This window comes from Marinobacter goseongensis, from assembly GCF_023156235.1.
GTDB classification, from domain to species: Bacteria; Pseudomonadota; Gammaproteobacteria; order Pseudomonadales; family Oleiphilaceae; genus Marinobacter; species Marinobacter goseongensis.
The window spans coordinates 141,348-160,851 of record NZ_JAKZAI010000008.1; the positions used below are offsets into that span (position 1 = coordinate 141,348).

General features: G+C 61.8%; 21 protein-coding genes. 6 read left to right on the forward strand and 15 right to left on the reverse strand.

What is annotated here, in order from left to right; translation table 11 throughout:
• Window positions 1-10: 10 nt before the first annotated feature.
• The 5 genes from MLC70_RS09345 to MLC70_RS09365 all read right to left on the reverse strand — a co-directional run bounded on the left by MLC70_RS09345 (window position 11) and on the right by MLC70_RS09365 (window position 5,115).
• Entirely contained in the window at window positions 11-2,818 is a 2,808-nt protein-coding gene (locus MLC70_RS09345; protein ID WP_248183334.1) for a formate dehydrogenase subunit alpha, read from the reverse strand.
• A gap of 165 nt (window positions 2,819-2,983) precedes the next feature.
• A complete protein-coding gene (locus MLC70_RS09350) occupies window positions 2,984-3,175 on the reverse strand; it encodes a ubiquinol-cytochrome c reductase iron-sulfur subunit N-terminal domain-containing protein (protein WP_248183336.1) in 192 nt (63 codons plus the stop codon).
• A gap of 41 nt (window positions 3,176-3,216) precedes the next feature.
• On the reverse strand, window positions 3,217-3,828 hold the full coding sequence (locus MLC70_RS09355; protein WP_248183339.1) for a TorD/DmsD family molecular chaperone: 612 nt from the start codon (window positions 3,826-3,828) through the stop codon (window positions 3,217-3,219).
• Window positions 3,829-3,922: 94 nt separating this feature from the next.
• Entirely contained in the window at window positions 3,923-4,537 is a 615-nt protein-coding gene (locus MLC70_RS09360; RefSeq protein WP_248183341.1) for a DUF3306 domain-containing protein, read from the reverse strand.
• On the reverse strand, window positions 4,537-5,115 hold the full coding sequence (locus MLC70_RS09365) for a DUF3305 domain-containing protein (protein ID WP_248183342.1): 579 nt from the start codon (window positions 5,113-5,115) through the stop codon (window positions 4,537-4,539). The genes MLC70_RS09360 and MLC70_RS09365 overlap by 1 nt, the downstream gene beginning before the upstream one ends.
• Before the next feature lie 147 nt (window positions 5,116-5,262).
• On the opposite strand from MLC70_RS09365, the gene MLC70_RS09370 reads away from it, so the two are divergent.
• The 4 genes from MLC70_RS09370 to MLC70_RS09385 are packed head-to-tail and all read left to right on the forward strand — an operon-like array spanning window position 5,263 to window position 9,281.
• Complete coding sequence (locus MLC70_RS09370) at window positions 5,263-7,242, forward strand: 4Fe-4S binding protein (RefSeq protein WP_248183344.1); 1,980 nt, start codon at window positions 5,263-5,265, stop codon at window positions 7,240-7,242.
• 19 nt (window positions 7,243-7,261) lie between these two features.
• The gene (locus MLC70_RS09375) at window positions 7,262-8,107 is read left to right on the forward strand and encodes an Mrp/NBP35 family ATP-binding protein (protein WP_248183345.1); all 846 of its coding nucleotides are present in this window, start codon (window positions 7,262-7,264) and stop codon (window positions 8,105-8,107) included.
• Complete coding sequence (locus tag MLC70_RS09380; RefSeq protein WP_248183347.1) at window positions 8,104-8,808, forward strand: biotin/lipoate--protein ligase family protein; 705 nt, start codon at window positions 8,104-8,106, stop codon at window positions 8,806-8,808. The genes MLC70_RS09375 and MLC70_RS09380 overlap by 4 nt, the downstream gene beginning before the upstream one ends.
• Window positions 8,805-9,281 carry a DUF6505 family protein gene (locus MLC70_RS09385; protein ID WP_248183348.1) on the forward strand — a complete coding sequence of 159 codons (477 nt, stop codon included), beginning with the start codon at window positions 8,805-8,807 and terminating at the stop codon, window positions 9,279-9,281. The genes MLC70_RS09380 and MLC70_RS09385 overlap by 4 nt, the downstream gene beginning before the upstream one ends.
• On the opposite strand, the gene MLC70_RS09390 is transcribed toward MLC70_RS09385, so the two are convergent.
• The 7 genes from MLC70_RS09390 to MLC70_RS09420 all read right to left on the reverse strand — a co-directional run bounded on the left by MLC70_RS09390 (window position 9,282) and on the right by MLC70_RS09420 (window position 14,871).
• Window positions 9,282-10,529, reverse strand: coding sequence for a molybdopterin-binding protein (locus tag MLC70_RS09390; RefSeq protein WP_248183350.1), 1,248 nt, complete (start codon window positions 10,527-10,529; stop codon window positions 9,282-9,284).
• Window positions 10,513-11,046: a molybdopterin-guanine dinucleotide biosynthesis protein B gene (gene mobB, locus MLC70_RS09395; RefSeq protein WP_248183352.1), complete on the reverse strand. Its 534-nt coding sequence runs from the start codon at window positions 11,044-11,046 to the stop codon at window positions 10,513-10,515. Before mobB ends, MLC70_RS09390 begins: the two co-directional genes overlap by 17 nt.
• Window positions 11,043-11,630, reverse strand: coding sequence for a molybdenum cofactor guanylyltransferase MobA (gene mobA, locus MLC70_RS09400; RefSeq protein WP_248183354.1), 588 nt, complete (start codon window positions 11,628-11,630; stop codon window positions 11,043-11,045). The genes mobB and mobA overlap by 4 nt, the downstream gene beginning before the upstream one ends.
• Entirely contained in the window at window positions 11,623-12,492 is an 870-nt protein-coding gene (locus MLC70_RS09405; protein WP_248183356.1) for a formate dehydrogenase accessory sulfurtransferase FdhD, read from the reverse strand. Before MLC70_RS09405 ends, mobA begins: the two co-directional genes overlap by 8 nt.
• 65 nt (window positions 12,493-12,557) lie before the next feature.
• Window positions 12,558-13,364, reverse strand: a complete 807-nt coding sequence (locus MLC70_RS09410; protein ID WP_248183357.1) for an ABC transporter substrate-binding protein — start codon at window positions 13,362-13,364, stop codon at window positions 12,558-12,560.
• Between the two features lie 68 nt (window positions 13,365-13,432).
• On the reverse strand, window positions 13,433-14,176 hold the full coding sequence (locus tag MLC70_RS09415) for an ATP-binding cassette domain-containing protein (protein WP_248183359.1): 744 nt from the start codon (window positions 14,174-14,176) through the stop codon (window positions 13,433-13,435).
• Window positions 14,173-14,871 carry an ABC transporter permease gene (locus MLC70_RS09420; protein WP_248183361.1) on the reverse strand — a complete coding sequence of 233 codons (699 nt, stop codon included), beginning with the start codon at window positions 14,869-14,871 and terminating at the stop codon, window positions 14,173-14,175. The genes MLC70_RS09415 and MLC70_RS09420 overlap by 4 nt, the downstream gene beginning before the upstream one ends.
• Before the next feature lie 117 nt (window positions 14,872-14,988).
• Between MLC70_RS09420 and MLC70_RS09425 the strand changes: the two genes are divergently transcribed.
• The gene (locus MLC70_RS09425; RefSeq protein ID WP_248183363.1) at window positions 14,989-15,873 is read left to right on the forward strand and encodes a helix-turn-helix transcriptional regulator; all 885 of its coding nucleotides are present in this window, start codon (window positions 14,989-14,991) and stop codon (window positions 15,871-15,873) included.
• Window positions 15,874-15,917: 44 nt separating this feature from the next.
• Window positions 15,918-17,045: a molybdate transporter family protein gene (locus MLC70_RS09430; protein WP_248183365.1), complete on the forward strand. Its 1,128-nt coding sequence runs from the start codon at window positions 15,918-15,920 to the stop codon at window positions 17,043-17,045.
• A 20-nt stretch (window positions 17,046-17,065) separates the two neighbouring features.
• Here the strand turns inward: MLC70_RS09430 and MLC70_RS09435 are convergent, their stop codons facing one another.
• The 3 genes from MLC70_RS09435 to MLC70_RS09445 are packed head-to-tail and all read right to left on the reverse strand — an operon-like array spanning window position 17,066 to window position 19,301.
• A complete protein-coding gene (locus MLC70_RS09435; protein WP_248183366.1) occupies window positions 17,066-17,863 on the reverse strand; it encodes an ABC transporter substrate-binding protein in 798 nt (265 codons plus the stop codon).
• A gap of 39 nt (window positions 17,864-17,902) precedes the next feature.
• A complete protein-coding gene (locus tag MLC70_RS09440) occupies window positions 17,903-18,613 on the reverse strand; it encodes an ATP-binding cassette domain-containing protein (RefSeq protein ID WP_248183368.1) in 711 nt (236 codons plus the stop codon).
• The gene (locus MLC70_RS09445) at window positions 18,606-19,301 is read right to left on the reverse strand and encodes an ABC transporter permease (RefSeq protein WP_248183370.1); all 696 of its coding nucleotides are present in this window, start codon (window positions 19,299-19,301) and stop codon (window positions 18,606-18,608) included. The genes MLC70_RS09440 and MLC70_RS09445 overlap by 8 nt, the downstream gene beginning before the upstream one ends.
• Between the last annotated feature and the right edge of the window lie 203 nt (window positions 19,302-19,504).

The window sequence follows — 19,504 nt, forward strand, 5'->3', positions numbered from 1 at the left end:
ACACCTCTTATTATGCTGGCATAATCGAACACAGGGTGGCTTTGGTCTCTTGCATCTGCGTGACCGAGTCATACCCGTATGTTTGAATCGTGTTGGTGGATTCGCCCAGGACGATGGGGTCGGCGCCCTTGGGGTACTTGTCCCTCAGGTCCTTGCCCTCCAGATGTCCGCCGAAGTGGAACGGCATGAAGGCCACGCCTTCGCCAACCCGCTCGGTGATCATGGCCTTCACCTTGATGCGCCCGCCTTCCGGGCCGGAAACCCAGACGTCCTCGCCGTCACGAATGTTCAGGTTGTTGGCGTCACGGGGATTCACCTCGATGAACATGTCCTGCTGCAGTTCCGCCAGCCACGGGTTGGAACGGGTTTCGTCACCGCCACCCTCGTACTCGACCAGACGGCCAGAGGTCAGAATGATGGGGAAGTCCTTGCTGAAGTCCTTCTTCTGGATGGACTCGTACAGGGTCGGGACGCGCCAGAAATGCTTGTCGGCGTAGGTCGGGTAATCCTCGACCAGATCGCGGCGGGTGGTGTAGAGCGGTTCGCGGTGAACCGGCACCGGGTCCGGGAAGTTCCACACGATGGCGCGGGCCTTGGCGTTACCGAAGGGGGCGCATTCGTGCTTGATGGCCACCCGTTGTATGCCGCCGGACAAATCCGTCTTCCAGTTGGTCTCGGGACCCGCAATGCCGTCAATGGTGGCACGTTCTTCCGCCGTCAGGTCCCCATCCCAGCCCAGATCCATCAGCATCTGCATGGTGAATTCCGGATAGCCGTCCTTGATATCGGAGTCTTTGGAGTACACGCCGTCTGCCAGGATATTCTGGCCGTTGTGCTCAACACCAAAGCGGGCGCGGAACGTCAGGCCGCCCTTGGACACCGGTACCGACATGTCGTACAGGTTCGGGGAACCCGGATGGTTCATCTCGGCGGTGCCCCAGCATGGCCACGGCATGCCGTAGACATCGCCATCGCAGGGTCCGCCCGCCGCACGCAGTGTGGTTTTGTCGAAGTGGTGCTGATACGCCATGTGTTTCTTGATGCGCTCCGGCGATTGTCCGGTATAGCCGATGGTCCACATGCCACGATTGAACTCGCGGGTAATGTCTTCGGTCACCGGAATGTCGCCCTCAAGGGCAATGTTGCGGAACATGCGCTCGGTGAAGCCGAACTTGTCGGCAAACAGCTTGATGATTTCGTGATCGACCTTCGAGTCGAACAGTGGCTCGACGATCTTTTCACGCCACTGCAGTGAGCGGTTGGACGCGGTAACAGAACCGGAATTCTCGAACTGGGTGGTCGAGGGCAGCAGATAGGCCCCGTCTTTGCGATCGTGCAGCACGGCCGACACGGTCGGGAACGGGTCCACCACCACCAGAAGGTCCAGCTTTTCCATGGCTTCCTTCATCTCGAGCATGCGGGTCTGTGAGTTGGGCGCGTGGCCCCAGAGCACCATGGCCCGGGTGTTGTCCGGCTGCTCCAGGTTTTCTTTCGCTTCCAGTACGCCATCGATCCAGCGGGATACGGGAATGCCCTTCTCGTTCATCATGGCGCGGGATTTACCATCCTTGTCCATGGTGGCAAAGCGACCCTTCAGCCAGTCCAGATCCTCTTCCCAGACCCGGGCCCAGTGCGCCCAGGAGCCCGCGGCAAGGCCATAGTATCCGGGCAGGGTATCGGCCAGTACGCCCAGGTCGGTGGCGCCCTGAACGTTGCAGTGACCCCGGAAGATGTTGGTGCCGCCGCCGGCGACGCCCATGTTACCCAGTGCAAGCTGCAGCACGCAGTAGGCGCGGGTGTTGTTGTTGCCGTTGGTATGCTGGGTCCCCCCCATGCACCAGATTACGGTGCCCGGGCGGTTGTTGGCCAATGTGCGGGCAACGCGCTCCAGTTGCGCCCCCGGGGCGCCGGTAACCCGCTCGACTTCTTCCGGGTTCCAGCGCTTCACTTCCTCACGGATGTCCTCCATGCCGTACACGCGGGTGCGGATGAACTCGTTGTCTTCCCAGCCGTTTTCAAAAATATGCCACAACAGACCCCAGATCAGCGCAACGTCTGACCCCGGACGGAAACGCACGAATTCGTCAGCATGGGCGGCGGTGCGGGTAAAACGCGGGTCGCAGACAATCAGCGGTGCGTTGTTCTGTTCCTTGGCTTTGAGAATGTGCAACAGCGACACCGGGTGTGCTTCTGCCGGGTTGCCCCCGATGAGGAAGATCGCCTTGGAGTTGTGGATGTCGTTGTACGAGTTGGTCATCGCACCGTAGCCCCAGGTGTTGGCGACACCGGCGACCGTGGTGGAGTGACAGATCCGCGCCTGGTGGTCAACGTTGTTGGTGCCCCAGTAACCGGCGAACTTGCGGAACAGGTAGGCCTGTTCATTGGAGAATTTCGCGCTTCCGAGCCAGTAGACCGAATCCGGGCCGCTCTCTTCGCGGATTTGCAACATCTTGTCGCCGACTTCGTTAATCGCCTGTTCCCAGGAAATCTTCTGCCACTGGCCGTCGACCATTTTCATCGGGTATTTCAGGCGACGCTCGTTGTGGGCGTGCTCACGCACGGCGGCACCCTTGGCGCAGTGGGCGCCCATATTGAAGGGGCTGTCCCAGCCCGGCTCCTGGCCCGTCCAGACACCATTCTGAACCTCGGCTTCAACCGTGCAGCCAACCGAACAGTGAGTGCACACTGACTTTCTGCGAACAACCTCGCCACCTTCCGTTGAAGGGGTTGCAGCCTTGACGCGCGTGGACGTCATCGACAAAGCTGCCAGGCCACCGACGGTCACCCCTGAGGCAGCCAGAAAACCGCGTCGGTCCATCGTCTTTGCAGCGAGGGATGAAAGTAAAGATCCCGCACGGGAGCCTTTCGCTACCCCGTTGGTTTTCTTCCTTAACATGTCACATACCTCTCTTTTTTTGTTCTCGTTCAGCCGGAAGTGCGGTCATTCAAGGGCCTTTCGCAACCTTGAACGACACACGCGTCCCTAGAAGCGAGCCGACTCGAAATATTTACGTGTGTGCTCCGTGTCACGCAGACCGCGGCTTTTCGGCGCATCACTCTTGACGACCTCAGCTGCGGCGTTGGGTGCAACGGCCGCGGCCACGGCAGCGGGAACCGCCGTGGCCGCCAGCTGCAGGAACCTGCGCCGGCTGTTATCGCGTTTCGGGTGGTCCATTGGACACCTCCACCTTGGTATGGGGATCGGGTAGATCCCGGCTATTGAATTGCAAACGCGTCAGCCTCTATGGCCATGAAAGCTCGCCCGAGGGAGCCCACCGGGGCATAGAAAACCGCCGCTTGCGCTTTCTCCAGATCGGTAAAAAACAGGGCCGCCCACTTTGCCAGGTGCGCATCGAAGAAGGCTTTCTGGGAGGGCAGCTCACTGTCGCAGGGGAACTCACCGGTGATGATGCCCGCCATGATTTCACACAGGGTGCCCATGTGATCTTCCGGCTCCTTGACGTCGTCATTGGCCTGGATACCGCGCGCCATCAGATCGCTGCGCAGTTCCGCCAGGGGCTTTTCATTGAGGAAACCGGTCAGGTAATAACTGGCATAGGGCAGCAACTCGCCGCGGCCAAGACCGACAAACAGGTTATTGAATTCGCGTTCGGCGTCGCCGGGGGCAGTGCGTTCTGCCAGTGCGGCCAGGTTCCGGGAGGCGGAACCCAAAGGGGTGTCGTCACCCTGCAAGGCGGCAAGCCCCTTGAGCAGCTCGCGTGACGGGGGGTTACCGAGCAGGGTGCCTAGCAACTGGTACATCTGGGCGCGCGCCCGGTCTTCGTTGCTGACCGAGCGCGGGCACTGAACTTCAGCCGTGTTGGACAAGGTGTCTCTCTCGTGTTGTTATTTTGTTTAAATTTTGTTCATTAATTTATAGCCCTGATCACACAGCCACGCAACAGAGATTCTGACTAACGGGCTAATAGTCAAAACGCATTCGTGGGCGATAGCGCGGCGGCGGCTCGGCCTCAGCGCGGGCCAGCGCGGGGTCCTCCTGGTCGGCGGCGGGGAGGGACCCGGCCGCGTTGTCCGGACCGGGCGTATCCACTTCTGCGGCGGCCATCTGGGGTGCGGGAGGTTCCGCCGGTTCGGGTGTCTGCTCTGCCGTCGGCGGTTCTTGCATTGGGTCGGGCCGGGCGCTTTTGTCGATCAGTCCCTCGCCCACTTTGTAGAGCGTTTGCACGCCCTTGACGGCGGTGGCGGCGTCGGTGAAGTCTTCGTCGTAGTCATTCAGGCCGTCCAGCACCGCCAGCACCGGGTTGGATTTCCAGAGCGAGCGCAACGCCCGGCGCCGCAGCAGCTCGGGAATCTCCTTGCGCATGAACCCGGTAATGTCGGTGCCCAGTTCGATGGCGTCCGGGTCGGGCAGGTCGTACTTTGCCAGCAATTCGTGCTCGGACAGGGTTTCGTTGACCGCGAGTTCCTGTTCGTCGGGCGGTACCGCGGTTTCAATGGTTGAGGAGGAAGCGGGTTCGGCCTCTTTGCTGGCTTCGGCCTTTTTGCGGGCCCAGCGCTGTAAGCGTGATTCGGCCATCAGTGCACTCTCGGTTTCTTGATATTGGACGGAGCCCGGAACACATCGCTTTCCTGGCGAATGCGGGCGTCGCCCTTGCCGTCTTCTATGCCGTCCACGCGGTGCTTGTCGCGACGGCGCTTCTTGAAGGGCTCCTCGATGTAGTGCATGTCGACGAATTCTTTGATCCAGGCCGCCAGGGATTCCGGAATCGGCACCGCCTCGACGATGCTCTCGCCACTGTCGAGCGCGTCCTGAGCTTCATAGGCACTGGCGGTGATGGCGCTGACGAACCAGCCGGAGGGGGAGCGGCGGGTTTCATCCCGATCCATGATGATCCACACCGAGGGCGTGGCCATATTCAACGAGACCAGGTAGGACTCCACGTCAGCACGGAACAGTTCCATGGCCACGGTGCCGGCGTGGTAATCCACCACGTCGCCGTCGCGCACCATTTCTTTCCAGAACGCCTCCGGGGCGCCCGGAACCACCGCGACGGGTTTCCAGATATCCCGCGCCCATCGGGTCACGCCCGGCGCGCGGCGAACAACGGCACCCACGAGTAACTCTCGTTTCCAACTCTCTGTGCGACGGGTCATGGCAACTCTCTTTTTATTTGAAGCTAGCAGACGGCTAACAATTATCCAATCATCCAATTGTCCAATGCCGAACCGCTGTGGCATGCTCGAAAGCAGGCTGTATCAAAACCGTATACGTATAAAAATAACGAAAAGAGTATGACCCTGATGACATCACCTAAAACCCTACTGTTATGCACCTGCGACAAATCCCAGTCCATTGATTCGGCGGCACTGCAGGCGGCCGCAGGCGCTGAGCAGGTGGTCGTTGTGGATCAGCTCTGTGGCTCAGAGATGCGTACGGCCGCCGAACACCTGAGCGGCCGCCACGACGTGCTCATCGCCTGTGGCCAGCAGGCCGCTCTGTTCGAGCGTCTGGGCGAGGACGTCTACGCGGAAACTCAGCAGGCCGCACCCCTGGCGACCATCGACATCCGTGATCGCGCCGGCTGGAGCGCGCCCGGGGCGAAACCGCAGCGCCTGCATGCCAAGCAGGCCGCGCTGGTTGCCGCAGCCCAACTGCCGGCGCCGATGGCACCTGCGAAAACCATTCAGTCGGCCGGGGTGTGTTGCATTGTTGGTCCCACCGAGCAGGCGGTCAGAATGGCGGAACTGGTGGGGGACGAACTCGGCGTCACCTGCATCGTTAATGATGCCGGACCGGTACAGCTGCCCTCCGCCAACTATGACATGGCCCGGGGTGAGTTAACCGCCGCCCGGGGCGCGTTGGGCAACTTCCGGCTGGAATTTGCCCGGTTGCAACCGCTCAATCCGGCTGGCCGTGGCGCCCTCGGGTACGGTGAGGTCCAGGTCTCTGCCCGTAGCGAATGTGATGTTTTCATCGACCTGCGCGGCGGTGAGCCGGCGTTTCCCAGTTATCAGAAACGCAACGGCTATTTCTGGGCCGACCCTGCAAAAACCGGAGAGCTGGAGCGGATTGCGCTGACCGCCAGGGAGCGGGTGGGTGAGTTCGAAAAAACCGTGTACTTCCGGCTGGAGACCTCGCTGTGCGCGCACTCACGCGCCAACCAAAGCGGCTGTACCCGTTGCCTGGACGTCTGCCCCACGAAGGCGATTTTCTCCATGGGCGATCACATCGAGATCGATTCGGATATCTGTGCCGGTTGCGGCTCCTGCGCCGCGGTGTGCCCGACCTCTGCGGTAACCATGACTGAAACCCCGTTCGAGGCCCTGACCCAGGTCATGGATGTCATGGCCCGGGTCTATCGCGAACATGCCGGCGAGGCTCCGCGCCTGGTGTTCCATACCCTGGGTGCGGGCGGTGACGCCATCGCCCGGTTGGCCCGCTACGGCGACGGGTTGGCAGACGATCTGGTGCCGCTGGGGCTGGAGCACGTTGACCGTGTCGGCCACGCCGAGATCATGGCTGCGTTCGGTGCCGGTTACGCCGAAGTGCTGATCCTGGCGGACAGTGACACTGACCGTGAAGCCGTGACCGCCGAAGTGGAACTGGCCCGCGCCATGCTCATTGGTACCCACAACGCGCCCGACCGGGTGCGGGTGATCGCGGCCGACGAACTCAGTGCCGCCGGCGACAATGCTGGGCGGGTGAGTGATCCGGTACTGCTGGTGGGCGGCCGTCGTGACATTACGCGGGTGACCGTCAGTGCCATGGCCGACCGCATCGACACGCCCATTCCTCTGCCCGCAGGCGCGCCTTACGGCGCCATCGAAATCAACTCCGACAAGTGCACGCTCTGTCTGGCCTGTGTCTCCTTGTGCCCGACCGGTGCTCTTGGCGATCACCCGGACCGCCCGGAGGTTCAGTTCACCGAAAATGCCTGCGTGCAGTGTGGCGTTTGCGAGAGCACCTGCCCGGAGACCGCCATCACGCTGGTGCCTCAGCTGGATGTGTCGAAAGCCGCCCTGAGTGCCCGCGCACTGCATGGTGAGGAGCCGTTTGAATGCATCAAGTGCGGTACGCCGTTTGGCGTGGCCAGTACCATTAACCGGATTATCGAAAAGCTCGAAAACCAGCACTGGATGTACACCAGGTCGGATAATGTCCAGCTCATCAAAATGTGTGACGACTGTCGCGTGAAATCCCAGTTCCACGGGGAAAACTCGCCCATGGCGGGAGGTGAGCGTCCTCGCGTTCGCACCAGCGACGACTACCTCGACAGCTAACAACCAAACAGGACATCACATGGTTCAGTACGTTAACGCCGATAAAAGCAATCTGATCGGCACTGATGCGCCCCGGCCGCAGGACAAGAACCCGAAGGGCATTGCCCGCATCATTGCCATTGCCTCCGGTAAAGGCGGGGTCGGCAAATCCACGGTCGCCTCCAATCTGGCGGTTGCGCTGGCCTCGAAAGGGCTGAAAGTGGGCCTGCTGGATGCCGACGTCTATGGCCCCAGCCAGCCTCGCATGCTGGGCGTGTCCGGTCGCCCGTCCAGTCCCGACGGGCACACCATCCTGCCGTTGCGCAATCACGGCGTGACCCTGATGTCTCTGGGCCTGATGGCGCCGGATGACGAGGCCATCGTGTGGCGCGGGCCCATGCTGATGGGCGCTCTGGAACAGATGATGAACCAGGTGGACTGGGGCCGGCTGGACGTGCTGCTGGTGGACCTGCCCCCGGGTACCGGTGATGTCCAGATGACCCTGAGCCAGAAGTTCTTCGTGGCCGGCGCCGTTGTGGTCTCCACCCCCCAGGACATTGCGCTGATGGACGCGCGCAAGGGCATTGATATGTTCAACCGGATGGAGGTGCCGCTGTTTGGCATTATAGAGAACATGGCTTCGTTCATCTGCGACGGTTGCGGGAAAGAACACCATCCCTTTGGATCCGGTGGCGCCCGGGCTGAAGCCGAAAAGCTGGGGGCCCCGTTCCTGGGGGAAATTCCTCTCGACCTGGATATCCGGATCGGGTCGGACGGCGGCGTACCTATTGTGGTGTCGAAGCCTGATAGCCCTCAGTCCCGGTCTTTCCAGCGTATCGCCGATGACATTATTGCCTCTGACGTCTACGCACAGGCGATCCTATGATGGAGTCACCTCAGTTTCCGCCGCTGCTCTCGGGTGAAGTGGTACCCAGGCACACCGACCCGTTCGACAAGGCCGTCAGCCGAGCCATTGCCGGGGTGGATTCCGGCACGGTGTTCTACTCGGAGAAGGGCGACACCCTGCGCGCTGCCCTGGTGCTGGCGCCGGAAACGCCGCTGGAGGACGCGATTCTGGCGGTCTACGTGGCGCAGATCGGTCTCGCCGAGAGTCTGGGCGCACTGGCACCTCCGGAAGTGCCCGTGCACTTTCAATGGCCCGATCGCATCAAGGTCAATGGCGCGGTCTGCGGTGGTGTGCGTTTTGCCGCGGATGTATCAGACCCGGCCGCGACGCCCAACTGGCTGGTGATCGGCATCGATGTGCCCTTTCTTCCCGCCAGCGACGAGCCGGGCGAAAACCCGAACCAGACCTGCCTGATAGAAGAAGGTTGTGGCGAGATTCAGCCCATGGCACTGCTTGAGAGCTGGTCCAAGCACACCCTGTTGTGGCTGACCTATTTCATGGACAGCGGGTTCGAGCGCGTGCACAGCGAATGGCGGCCCCGCTGCGACACCCTCGGCAAGGAGATTGACCAGCCCCGGCCCGGGCTCTTTGTCGGGTTGGATGAAAAAGGCCGGATGCTGTTGCGCCGGGATGTGATGACCGAAACAGTGAGTTTGATCGAATTCGCGGAGCGTGTATGAAACTGGCCCGAACCCTGAGACTGGACATATCCGACGACAACGTATTTGAGCGCCCGGCGCCCAGTGGTGAGTGGGCCATATCGGGCGGATTCGAGTTCTCCAACTGGACCGAAGCGGATCTGAAGGGTAAGGCCCGCCAGGCCTTCAGCAACGGCTGGTACAGCATCGAGTCGGCTGGGCGCGCCAGTTTTGTCGGTGTGTGCGACATCACCGAAGCGGAACTCGAGCGGTTGCGGCAGACGCTGGCGCAGACGTTTGTGGACCGCTATGGCGCGCCGGATATCGACGCCGCCTATCCGGTGGCCTGTGAAGAAATCGATCAGATGCGCAGTATGTGCGAGGACTTCGAAGACAACACCTTGCTGATGGTCAGCCGCACGCTGACCGGTTTGGGGGTGGAGGAAACCTATCGCTCCCGCGCGCCGCAGGATGCCTCGCTGGAAGCCTTCGCCGTGCATGGCAGTGTGGAATGATTACAACCCGAAGCTGCCGTAAGGAATAAACCGCACCTGGGTACCCGGCTCGATCTGCTGGGCGCCCTCATCCAGTTCCACCAGCCCCTCGGACCATGCCAGGCCGGTCACCCGGCCCGATCCCTCGGAACCGAACACGTCCACCTGGCCGTCACGGACCCGGGCACGTAACATCTCGCTGCGCCCGGGCTTCTTGTTCTTGGAAAAGTTCGCGGGCATGACATACGCCTGTGGCTCGAACCAGTGCCCCCCGGCCAACAGCGCCATCGCCGGCGTGCCAAACCGCAAAGCGCAGACCCAGGCGGCCACCGGGTTGCCCGGCAGGCCCACCACCGGCGTGCCCTTGAACATAGCCAGCGCCAGCGGCCGGCCGGGCTTGATCGCGATGCGCCAGTTGCTGATGTCGCCGTGCGCTTTCAGGGTTTTCGACACATGGTCCTCGTCGCCAGCGGAAACACCGCCACTGGTCAGGATCAGATCGCAGTGTTCGGCGCCGCGCTCCAGCGCTGCCCTGACGTCGTCGGCGCGGTCGAGCGCATGGCCGAGATCCACCAGCTCATACCCGAGCCGGGTAACCAGCGCGCTCAACATCGGGCGGTTGGCGTCGTAAATCTGCCAGTCGGTGACCTCCGAGCCAACGGCTTTGACCTCGTCGCCGGTGGACAGAACGCCGACCCGCAGCCGCTGGTACACGTCCACCGATGAAATGCCCACGCTGGCCAGTACCGAGAGGTGAGTTGGCGTCAGGCGGGTGCCGGCACTGAGAATCCGGTCCTGCGCCTTGATGTCCTCGCCGGCCTGGCGGGCGTTGGCACCCAGCTTCAGGGTGCCGTTCAGTTTCAGCTCACCGTTCACCACCTCACAGTCCTCCTCCAGCACCACCGTGTCTGTGCCCGCCGGAATCACCGCGCCGGTCAGAATGCGGATGGCGTGGCCCGGTGGCACCGGCTTGCGGTAGGGCTCCCCGGCGGCGCTGCGACCATCTACCAGTGGCAGGGTGCAGGGCACGTCAGTCAGGGGGCCGGCAAAGGCATAGCCATCGACGGCGGAATTGCTGCTGGGAGGGTGAGCGCGGGGCGCCAGAACATCGCTCGCCAGGATCCGACCATTGAGCTGTGACAGGGGCACGGCGGGTTCCACGTCCACCACCGGATGCAAACGCGAGCGCAAACGCGCCAGCGCCTCTTCCACCGGCGTCCAGTTCACGCCGGGGGGCAGGGCGAAACAGTCGTTACGAAGCGGATTCATTGCTCTCCCGTTCATAGTTGTAGCGCTCCGGGTGTGCAGGATTCAGAAGAAAGTCAGCGATGCCGGCGACGTCGTTCACGTCAAAAACCGGGCCCTGGAAGTCCGCGGTATAGTCCGCCGCCACCGCCACCACGCTGGGGTCTTCCGGATACAGCGGGGCCCGGACGCACTCGCGCCGGTGCACTTCAATCTTGGGGTGGGCATGGGTTTTGAAGCCTTCGACCACAACCCAGTCGCAGGGGCCCAGGCGCGCCAGCAGATCCTCCAGTGCGGGTTCGCCGGCGCCACGCAGCTCGTGCATGATGGCGAAGCGCTGCCCGCCGGCGAGGATGACCTCACGGGCCCCGGCCTCACGGTGTCTGTAGCTGTCGGTACCGGGCTGGTCCACATCCACCGCATGATGGGCGTGCTTGATGGCGTTGACCGTTAACCCCCGGCGGGCCAGCTCGCGAATCAGTGCGCTGGCCAGAGTGGTTTTTCCGCAGTTTTTCCAACCCACAATGCCGATAACGTTCACTTCAGGTGTTGCTCCGCCCAGGCCAGGTCTTCCGGCGTATTGATGTTGAAAAAGTCGTCTTCTCCGAACACCACCAGCGTCTCCCCCTGGGCCTGGGTCCACTGGCGAATCTTGCGCACGCCGTCGTTCAGCGCGGCTCTGAGATCTTCCCGCAAGGCGACCTGCCAGCGGCCAAAAGTCGGCTGGGGCAGGCGGCCACGCTCCGGGTCCGGCGTGGCGGCCAGTACCACCGGGGTGTCATGCCCGGCCAGCCGTGCCGCCAGATCCCGGGGAAAGCAGGGGGTGTCTGCCGCCACGCTGATCAGCCAGTCGTGACCCTGTTCCGCCGCCCAGTCCATGCCCGCGAGCACGCCCGCTAGCGGACCGGGAAAATCGCTGATGGAGTCGGCCACCACTGGCAGGCCCAGGTCATCAAAGCGGCTGGGGTCACCGTTCGCGTTCAGGACCACGGCGTCGACCTGGGGGCTGATCCGCTCAATCACGCGCTGGACCAGCGACTGGTCGCCCAGCATCAACCGGCCCTTGTCGCCGCCCCCCATGCGGTTGGCCTGGCCGCCTGCCAGGATCACGGCACAGTCAGTCATGGGCCGCTCCTTTGCGTCGCAGTTTCTTGTCCTCATCGGGCACCTGTGAAAGATCCTGATCGAACACCAGTCGGTGCTGGCCGCTGAGGCAGGTGAATTTCCTGCCACGCATGCGCCCGATCAGCGTCAACCCCACCTGGCGGGCAATGTCGACGCCCCAGGCGGTAAAGCCCGAGCGGCTGATCAGCGTGGGGATCCCCATCAGTGAGGTCTTGATCACCATTTCCGAAGTGAGCCGACCAGTGGTATAGAGCACCTTGTCGGCCGCCGGTATGCCGTTCAGGTGCATCCAGCCGGCGATCTTGTCGACCGCGTTGTGGCGCCCGACATCCTCCATATAAGCCAGGATGTCCCGGCCCTGACACAGGGCGGTGCCGTGAATGGCGCCGGTTTCCATGTACAGGCTGGGAGTGTGGTTGATCTGGTAGGAAAGATCGTAAAAGCTGCTGGTGTGTACCGGCGTGTCGGGCAGCGTTAGCCCCTCGAGCCCTGCCATCATGTCACCAAACACCGTGCCCACCGCGCAGCCGGAGGTGCGGGTTTTCTTTTCCAGTTTGGCTTCCACATCGGTGGCTGTGGCGGTGCGGACCACGGCTACCTCAAGCTCTTCGTCGTAATCAATCCCGGTGACCTGGTCGGTATCTTTGAGCATTCCCTGGTTCAGCAGGAAACCGAGGGCCAGATACTGCGGATGATCGCCAATGGTCATTGCGGTGACGATCTCCTGGCTGTTCAGGTAGATGGTCAGCGGGCGCTCCTCGATCACGCTGATCGATCTGGATTGGCCGGTCTCGTCAACGCCCGCCACTGCGCGCGACAGCCGGGGGTCTTGAGGATCTGGGAGTATGGGATCAATCATCATGTTTGTCTGAGCCGTGTCAGGGGCGCCGCAGAATGGAATTGTTACGGCAATTGGCAGAGATTAGCCTATTTGCCATTCGGGAAAAACAGCTGTTGCCCGTCGACCCTGAAGTCTGCAACGGCTTGCTGGCCATCGTCAGAAAGCAGCCAGTTGTGCCATTGCTCAGCCAGCTCGTGTTTGAGGTGAGGGTGTTTCTCTGCGGACAGCAGCAAGCTGCCGTATTGATTGAACAGCACTTCGTCACCCTCAAACACCAGCGTCAGGTTCTGGCGGTTTCCGAACGCCACCCAGGTGGCTCGGTCCGACATAACGTACGCGTCCATCGCAGCGGCGGTATTGAGGGTAGGGCCCATGCCGCTGCCAAGTTCACGGTACCAGTCACCGTCGGGCTCAACGCCGGCGTTTTGCCATAAGCGTAACTCGGCGCGGTGTGTGCCACTGTCGTCGCCCCGTGAGGTGAAGGGCGCCTCGGCACTGGCAATGGCGGCAAAAGCCCCGGCGGCGCTTTGCGCCTCAGCGACCCTGGCCGGGTCATTTTCCGGGCCGATCACCACGAAATCGTTGTACATGACATCGGCGCGCGCGGTGGCATAGCCCTCATCGACAAACCGTCGTTCACCGGCAGTGTCGTGAACCAGAAGGCTGTCGGCGTCACCGCGGCGAGCCAGCTCAAACGCCTGGCCGGTGCCCACGGCGACCACTCGCACCTCGATACCGGTGGCGTCTTCAAATTTCGGAAGGATGGAATCAAAAAGCCCCGAATTCTCTGTGGAGGTCGTCGACGCCAGGGTAATGTACTCGTCAGCGGAGGCGCTGAAGGTCAGGCCAAGGGTGGTAATGCCTGCCAGTGAGAGATTTAACACCTTGTTCATTTCTTGTTCTCCTTGTTGTCGTCAGCGCGGCCTGTGGGCAACGCTGTGTAAAGCGTCTGAGGGCCGGACTATTCGATCAGCTCTCCGGCGATAAAGGCTTGCGCCTCCCGCGATGCGGGGTGGTCAAAGAATGTGTCAGCCGGGGTGTGTTCGCGGACGTGCCCGCCAGAGAGAAACAGGACGTCGCCGGCGAGGCGACGGGCCTGGTGAATATCGTGGGTGGTCATGACAATGCGCGTGCCCTGACAATGGAATTCCTGTACCGCCGCCTCCACCGCTTTGATCGCGGCCGGGTCCAGGGCAGACGTCGGCTCATCCAGAAACAGTACCCTGGGGGAGAGTGCCCAGGCGCGGGCAAGAGCGAGCCGCTGTTGCTGGCCGCCGGAGAGTAGCCGGGCTGGGGTGTGCGCGCAGGTGGCGAGACCAAAACGTTCCAGTGCATCGAGTGCGCGCCTCGACCGTGACCGATGAGGTACCTTGTTGACCGCCAGAGCGTGAATGACATTGGCGACGGCAGAACGGCGCAGCATGACCGGTTGCTGGAACACCATTGCCTGGCGGGGACGCTCACCGTCTGACCAGATGACGCGGCCGCGAGACGGGGTGAGCAAGCCGTGGGCCAGCCTCAGCAGAAGGCTCTTACCCGCCCCGTTAGGACCCATCACCAGGGTGGGGCCGACACTGGCCAGAGTGAACGAGGATGGAGCGAGAAGCGTCCTCTCCTGACCGCAAAAAGCGACCTCTTCAAAATTCAGAGTCGGCGTGTTGGACGGGGCAGATAAAGGAAGCATGTTCGTGTTGAGTGAGGTCACCCGGTTCGCCTCCTGGCCAGCTCGCCCACCAGATAGGCGCCCGCATTGACCAGCATGACCAGCGCCAACAGTACAATGCCGAGACCCAGTGCCAGGGGCAGATTGCCTTTGCCGGTTTCCAGCACGATGGAGGTTGTCATCACCCGCGTGACGCCTTCAATGTTGCCGCCAACCATCATCACCGCGCCCACCTCGGCGCTGGCGCGACCGAAGCCCGCCAGCAAAATGGTGAGCAGGGCAAACCGGGCGTCCCACAGCAGTGTGGGCATCATGCGCGCACGGGACATGCCCAGGGAAATGAACTGCTCCTGGTATTCCCCGAGTAATTCTTCAACTTTCTGGCGCGAGAGTGCGGCGAGAATGGGCAGCACCAGTATGACCTGAGCAATCACCATCGCGCCCGGGGTAAACAACAGCCCGAGCTCGCCGAGGGGGCCGGCGCGGGACAGCAACAGGTACACCGTCAGGCCCGCCACCACCGGCGGCAGCCCCATGAGGGCATTGAGGGTAACAATCACTCCGCCGCGCCCGGGGAAACGCCACAGCGCAACCGCTGCGCCCAGCGGAAATCCCAGCAGAGCTGCAACCAGCACTGCCAGCAATGAAACCTGCATCGACAGAGCTACGATACTGAAAAGCGCGGCGTCGACATCCAGCAACAGCGAGATCGCTACATAAAACGCATTATTTTCCACAGCTGCGTCTCCTTGATATTGAGCATCGTGGCGCTTGTGACTACGCTTTGCACAGTGTCCTGAAAAATACGCAGTCAAATGCAGTGAAACGCACCGTTGCTAGAGCAGGAATGACCGATGCCTCTCCCTACTTACCTCACCACGGCAGAAGTTGCCGGGTATCTGCGTCTGAAAGAGCGCAAGGTCTACGACCTGGTCAGCCAGGGCATGATCCCGTGTGTCCGGATAACGGGAAAGCTGTTGTTCCCGCGTCAGCGTATCGATCTGTGGTTGATGAATCATCTGGAGGGTGATGATGGGGTTGGTGCGCCAACCCAGCCGGTGCTGGTGGGCAGCCAGGACCCGTTGTTGGAATGGGCCGCGAAGGAGAGCGGCGCCGAACTGGCGCTGCTGTGCCAGGGCAGCGGCGACGGCGTGCAGAGGTTGATTGCCGGGCGCGCGATGGTCGCCGGGATGCACATCTGGCATGGGGAATCCCAACGGTACAACGATCCCGCGATGCTGGGACTGGGTGGAATGCGTGATCTGGTGTTGATTCGCTGGGTGAAGCGCACACAGGGATTGCTGGTGGCCGGCGATAACCCCTACCGGATTGCTGGGCTGGACGATCTTGCCCGCCCGGGTGTTCGGGTAGCGCATCGCCAGCCTGATGCCGGCGTGACCCATCTGGTGCACAGTTTGCTGGTTCGCCATGGTATGGATGCCCGCACGCTGCGCTGGGCTGATCACCCGTCGCTCAGTGAGGATGACCTGGCGCTGTCGATCCGTCAGGGGGAAGCGGATGTTGGCGTGGGCATTGAGGCGGCGGCGCGACGCCAGGGCCTGGCATTCATTCCACTGCAGCAGGAGCATTTTGATCTGGCCATGCGTCGGCGCCATTACTTCGAGCCAGCCCTGCAACGTCTGCTGGCCTTCGCCAGAAGCGAACGCTTCGTCCGCCGGGCTGAAGCCCTGGGCGGATACGATGTCAGTGAACTCGGAGAAGTGGTATACAACGCCTGATCGGCGTCTAAAACAACAAACAGGCCAATTCATCAGGAGGCTGTGTGCCTTCAATACAAAAGAAGATTGCGAGGGACGCCGGTGGTGCGCTGGGTGATATAGGAACTCTGATTCCACTCGGGGTGGGGGCCATCGGGCTGGTGGGTCTGGCGCCGGTGCCGGTACTTCTCGGCTTTGCCGTTTTCTACATTGCAACGGGAGTGTACTACCGCCTGCCGATCCCCGTGCAGCCAATGAAAGCGGTTGCGGCGCTCTTGCTTACGAGCCAGGTGAGTGCCCAGGCCCTGGTGGCCAGCGGTGTGCTGATAGGAGTGCTGTTACTGATTCTCGGTGCCACCGGATGGATTGACAGGGCGGCCCGACTGATGCCGCGATCGGTGTTGAGCGGCCTGCAACTGGGACTCGGCTTGATGCTGGCGAGCATGAGTATCGACCTGATGGCGACATCCGCGCCGTTGGGTTTGATCACGCTGGCGATTCTGGCGTTCCTTCTGAGAGTGTGTCCTCACTGGCCGGCGGCTCTGATCGGGCTGGTCAGTTCTGTCGCAATCGGGGCGGTGCTGGGGGCGCCGGGTCTCGCGCTTCCTTCAATGGTCGATTCGTTTTCATTTGGGTGGCCTGAGGTGCCGCGTCCGAAGGACTGGTTTGACGCGGTTTCTGCGCTGGTGTTGCCGCAGTTGGCGCTCACATTGAGCAATGCCATTGTGCTGACTGCGTTGGTGACCCGGGATTACTTCGGCAGCCAGGCGTATCGCGTGTCGCCTGCCCGGCTGTCAGTGTCCACCGGCCTGGCAAATGTTGTCCTGGTTCCGCTTGGCGCCTTGCCCATGTGCCATGGGGCGGGTGGCGTAGCAGCACACTATCGCTTCGGTGCGCGTACCGGCATGGCCCCCGTTCTGCTCGGTTCGGGTTTGCTCCTGGTTGCGCTCGTGCCCGGCGGTCTCTCAACGATATCGGCGATTCCGTTGGCGGGTCTTGGGGCGCTGTTGCTTGTGACCGCCCTGGAACTCGCCCTGTCACGGCGACTCTGGTCCGCCCGTCGATCTTGCTGGCCTGTTATTGCGACAACAGCGCTGGTCACCGTCTGGGCTGATCCGTTTTTCGGGCTCTTGGCCGGCATGGCTGCGGAGACGCTTCGGGTTGCCTGGCTGCGGGGTCAGGAGATTGCCTGAAGCAGGGAGAACCGGCTCACTTATTCGGCATTGGGAAAGAAGAGTTGCTGCCCCTCTAACTGGTAGGCTGCGATCGCAGCCTGTCCGGTTTCGGACAACAACCAGCGGATGAACGTCTCGGCCGCGTCACGGTTCACATTGGGGCACGCAGCTGCACTGACGGGAATGACGCCATACTGATTGAGCAGGTCGGCGCCTCCGTCAAACACAATGGTGCTGTCCTGTTTGTTGGTAAATGCGATCCATGTGGCTCGGTCGCTCAATGCGTAGGCGCCGAGGCCCACGCTGGTGTTCAGAGTTGCTCCCATACCGCTGCCAGTTTCCAGGTACCATTGGCCGGATCCGGTGTCAGGTTCGACGCCGGCTCTTTGCCAGAGTGCGCGTTCCTTTTTATGAGTTCCCGATTCATCACCACGCGACACAAATCGTGCGCCGGACTGGCTGATTCGCTGCAGAGCGGTGATGGCATCGAGAGCGCCCGATACGGCTGCTGGATCGGAGGCCGGGCCGACAATGATGAAGTCGTTGTACATCAGGTCCTGGCGGTAGTCACCATAGCCGGCGGCAACAAAGGCTTCCTCGTCGGATCTGGCGTGAACCAGCAGCACGTCGCCATCACAGCGTTTGGCGTTCTTGATGGCCTGCCCGGTGCCAACAGCAACAACATTGACCTGAATGCCAGAGTCTTTCTTGAACACAGGAAGCAGATAATCGTAAAGGCCGCTGTTCTGAGTGGAGGTGGCTGATTGAAGAATGATGCTGCCTGCGAACGACGGAACGCTGAACATCAGTGTGATCAGAATAACGGTCTGCTTCATGACAGTACCCCTCGAATGTGATTCCCGGCTATGCAACGGCTATAACAGGATTTCTCCGGCCAGATAGGCTTTCGCTGCCGCGGTTTCCGGTTGGGTGAAAAACTGCGTTGCCGGGCGCTGCTCCACGACCCGCCCAGCAGAGACGAATACAATCTCGTCCGCCATGCGTCGAGCCTGACTGTGGTCGTGACTGACCAGGATGACTTTGGTGCCCCGGGCGCTCTGTGCCTTCACCAATGATTCGATTAGGACCACCGATGCAGGATCCAGGCTGGCTGTCGCCTCGTCCAGCAACAGTAATGCCGGTTCAGTGAGAAGCGCGCGGGCGAGAGCCAGTCTTTGTTGTTCTCCAACCGAAAGGGTGCGGGCGGGCTGATCAGCCCGATCGGCAAGGTGTACGGCCTCCAGTGCGTCGATCAAGCGCCAGGGGCTGCCTTTGGCCGCCTCCGGCGCGGCAAACGCCAGATTCTGGAGCACGGTCCGCCGGAGCAGTACCGGGTTCTGGAACACCATCGCCTGATGGCTCCGGCTGTCTGCCACCGCCAGGCCGCCCAGTGAAATCTGTCCCTGATCCGCCATGATCAGACCGTGCAGGCAACGCAGCATCAGGGATTTCCCGGCACCGTTCGGGCCCATGATCACGGTGATGCCGGGGTCCTCAATGGTCAGGTTTATGCCGGCGAGCAGGGCCCGATCCCCTTTGGTCAGGCGCAGCTCGCGAATACGAATGGGCAGGAGTGACTCAGGCATACTGACGCTTCGCCGCGTATTCGCGCACGCTGATCACCAGCGCATTGATCAGCAACGACAACACCAGCAGCACGGCACCCAGGCCCAGGGCGAGGGTGAGGTTGCCCTTCGAGGTTTCCAGCGCAATAGCGGTAGTCATCACACGAGTGAGGTGGTCAATATTACCGCCGACGATGATGACCGCGCCCACCTCGGCGATCGCCCGGCCGAAACCCGCGAGAATGCAACTGGTCAATGCGTAGCGCGCATCCACCAGATACGCCACCACCGCCCGGCGCCCGGTGACGCCCAGGGAGTAAAAGGTGTCGTGGTACTCCTGGTGGAGGTTCTCGATTACCTGGTTCGACAGTGCGGCAATGATCGGGGTGATCAGGATCACCTGCGCAATGATCATCGCGGTGGGTGTATACAGCAGGCCCATCCAACCCAGTGGTCCGGACCGTGACAGCAGCAGATACACTATCAGGCCGACCACCACCGGCGGCATGCCCATCAGTGCGTTCAGCACAAGGATGCAGAATTTCCGCCCCGGAAAGCGGGTGATCGCCAGCCAGGTGCCCAGCGGCAGGCTGATCACGGCCGAGATGGCCAGTGCGATCAGACTGACGCGGATAGACAACCAGAGAATTTCGAACAGATCTGCGTCAAGCGTGATGATGAGTCGGAATGCTTCGGCCAACGCGTTCATTGCTATTGCTGTGTTCCTGCGAGAGTAAGGTCACGATTGAACGCTGTTTGTGCCAGATTCGCAAGGGTTTGAGGCGGAGTCAGCCCGGGTGAAAAGGAAAGCGGAGGGAGTTGGGCGCTGACTGGCCGGGGTATAACGAAAAAGGCCTGCGCTGTTACGCTGAGCGAGGAGCCGACCCATGACCTTGTGGGCCGGCTAGTAAA

Excerpts from the sequence above, each read along its gene's own strand:
- MLC70_RS09435 (WP_248183366.1), bottom strand. The coding sequence starts at position 17,863 with ATGAAGCAGACCGTTATTCTGATCACACTGATGTTCAGCGTTCCGTCG.
- MLC70_RS09385 (WP_248183348.1), top strand. The coding sequence starts at position 8,805 with ATGAAACTGGCCCGAACCCTGAGACTGGACATATCCGACGACAACGTA.
- MLC70_RS09445 (WP_248183370.1), bottom strand. The coding sequence starts at position 19,301 with ATGAACGCGTTGGCCGAAGCATTCCGACTCATCATCACGCTTGACGCA.
- MLC70_RS09365 (WP_248183342.1), bottom strand. The coding sequence starts at position 5,115 with ATGACCCGTCGCACAGAGAGTTGGAAACGAGAGTTACTCGTGGGTGCC.
- MLC70_RS09345 (WP_248183334.1), bottom strand. The coding sequence starts at position 2,818 with ATGGACCGACGCGGTTTTCTGGCTGCCTCAGGGGTGACCGTCGGTGGC.
- MLC70_RS09425 (WP_248183363.1), top strand. The coding sequence starts at position 14,989 with ATGCCTCTCCCTACTTACCTCACCACGGCAGAAGTTGCCGGGTATCTG.
- mobA (WP_248183354.1), bottom strand. The coding sequence starts at position 11,630 with ATGACTGACTGTGCCGTGATCCTGGCAGGCGGCCAGGCCAACCGCATG.
- MLC70_RS09370 (WP_248183344.1), top strand. The coding sequence starts at position 5,263 with ATGACATCACCTAAAACCCTACTGTTATGCACCTGCGACAAATCCCAG.
- MLC70_RS09405 (WP_248183356.1), bottom strand. The coding sequence starts at position 12,492 with ATGATGATTGATCCCATACTCCCAGATCCTCAAGACCCCCGGCTGTCG.
- MLC70_RS09350 (WP_248183336.1), bottom strand. The coding sequence starts at position 3,175 with ATGGACCACCCGAAACGCGATAACAGCCGGCGCAGGTTCCTGCAGCTG.
- MLC70_RS09390 (WP_248183350.1), bottom strand. The coding sequence starts at position 10,529 with ATGAATCCGCTTCGTAACGACTGTTTCGCCCTGCCCCCCGGCGTGAAC.
- MLC70_RS09440 (WP_248183368.1), bottom strand. The coding sequence starts at position 18,613 with ATGCCTGAGTCACTCCTGCCCATTCGTATTCGCGAGCTGCGCCTGACC.
- MLC70_RS09375 (WP_248183345.1), top strand. The coding sequence starts at position 7,262 with ATGGTTCAGTACGTTAACGCCGATAAAAGCAATCTGATCGGCACTGAT.
- MLC70_RS09380 (WP_248183347.1), top strand. The coding sequence starts at position 8,104 with ATGATGGAGTCACCTCAGTTTCCGCCGCTGCTCTCGGGTGAAGTGGTA.
- MLC70_RS09410 (WP_248183357.1), bottom strand. The coding sequence starts at position 13,364 with ATGAACAAGGTGTTAAATCTCTCACTGGCAGGCATTACCACCCTTGGC.
- MLC70_RS09360 (WP_248183341.1), bottom strand. The coding sequence starts at position 4,537 with ATGGCCGAATCACGCTTACAGCGCTGGGCCCGCAAAAAGGCCGAAGCC.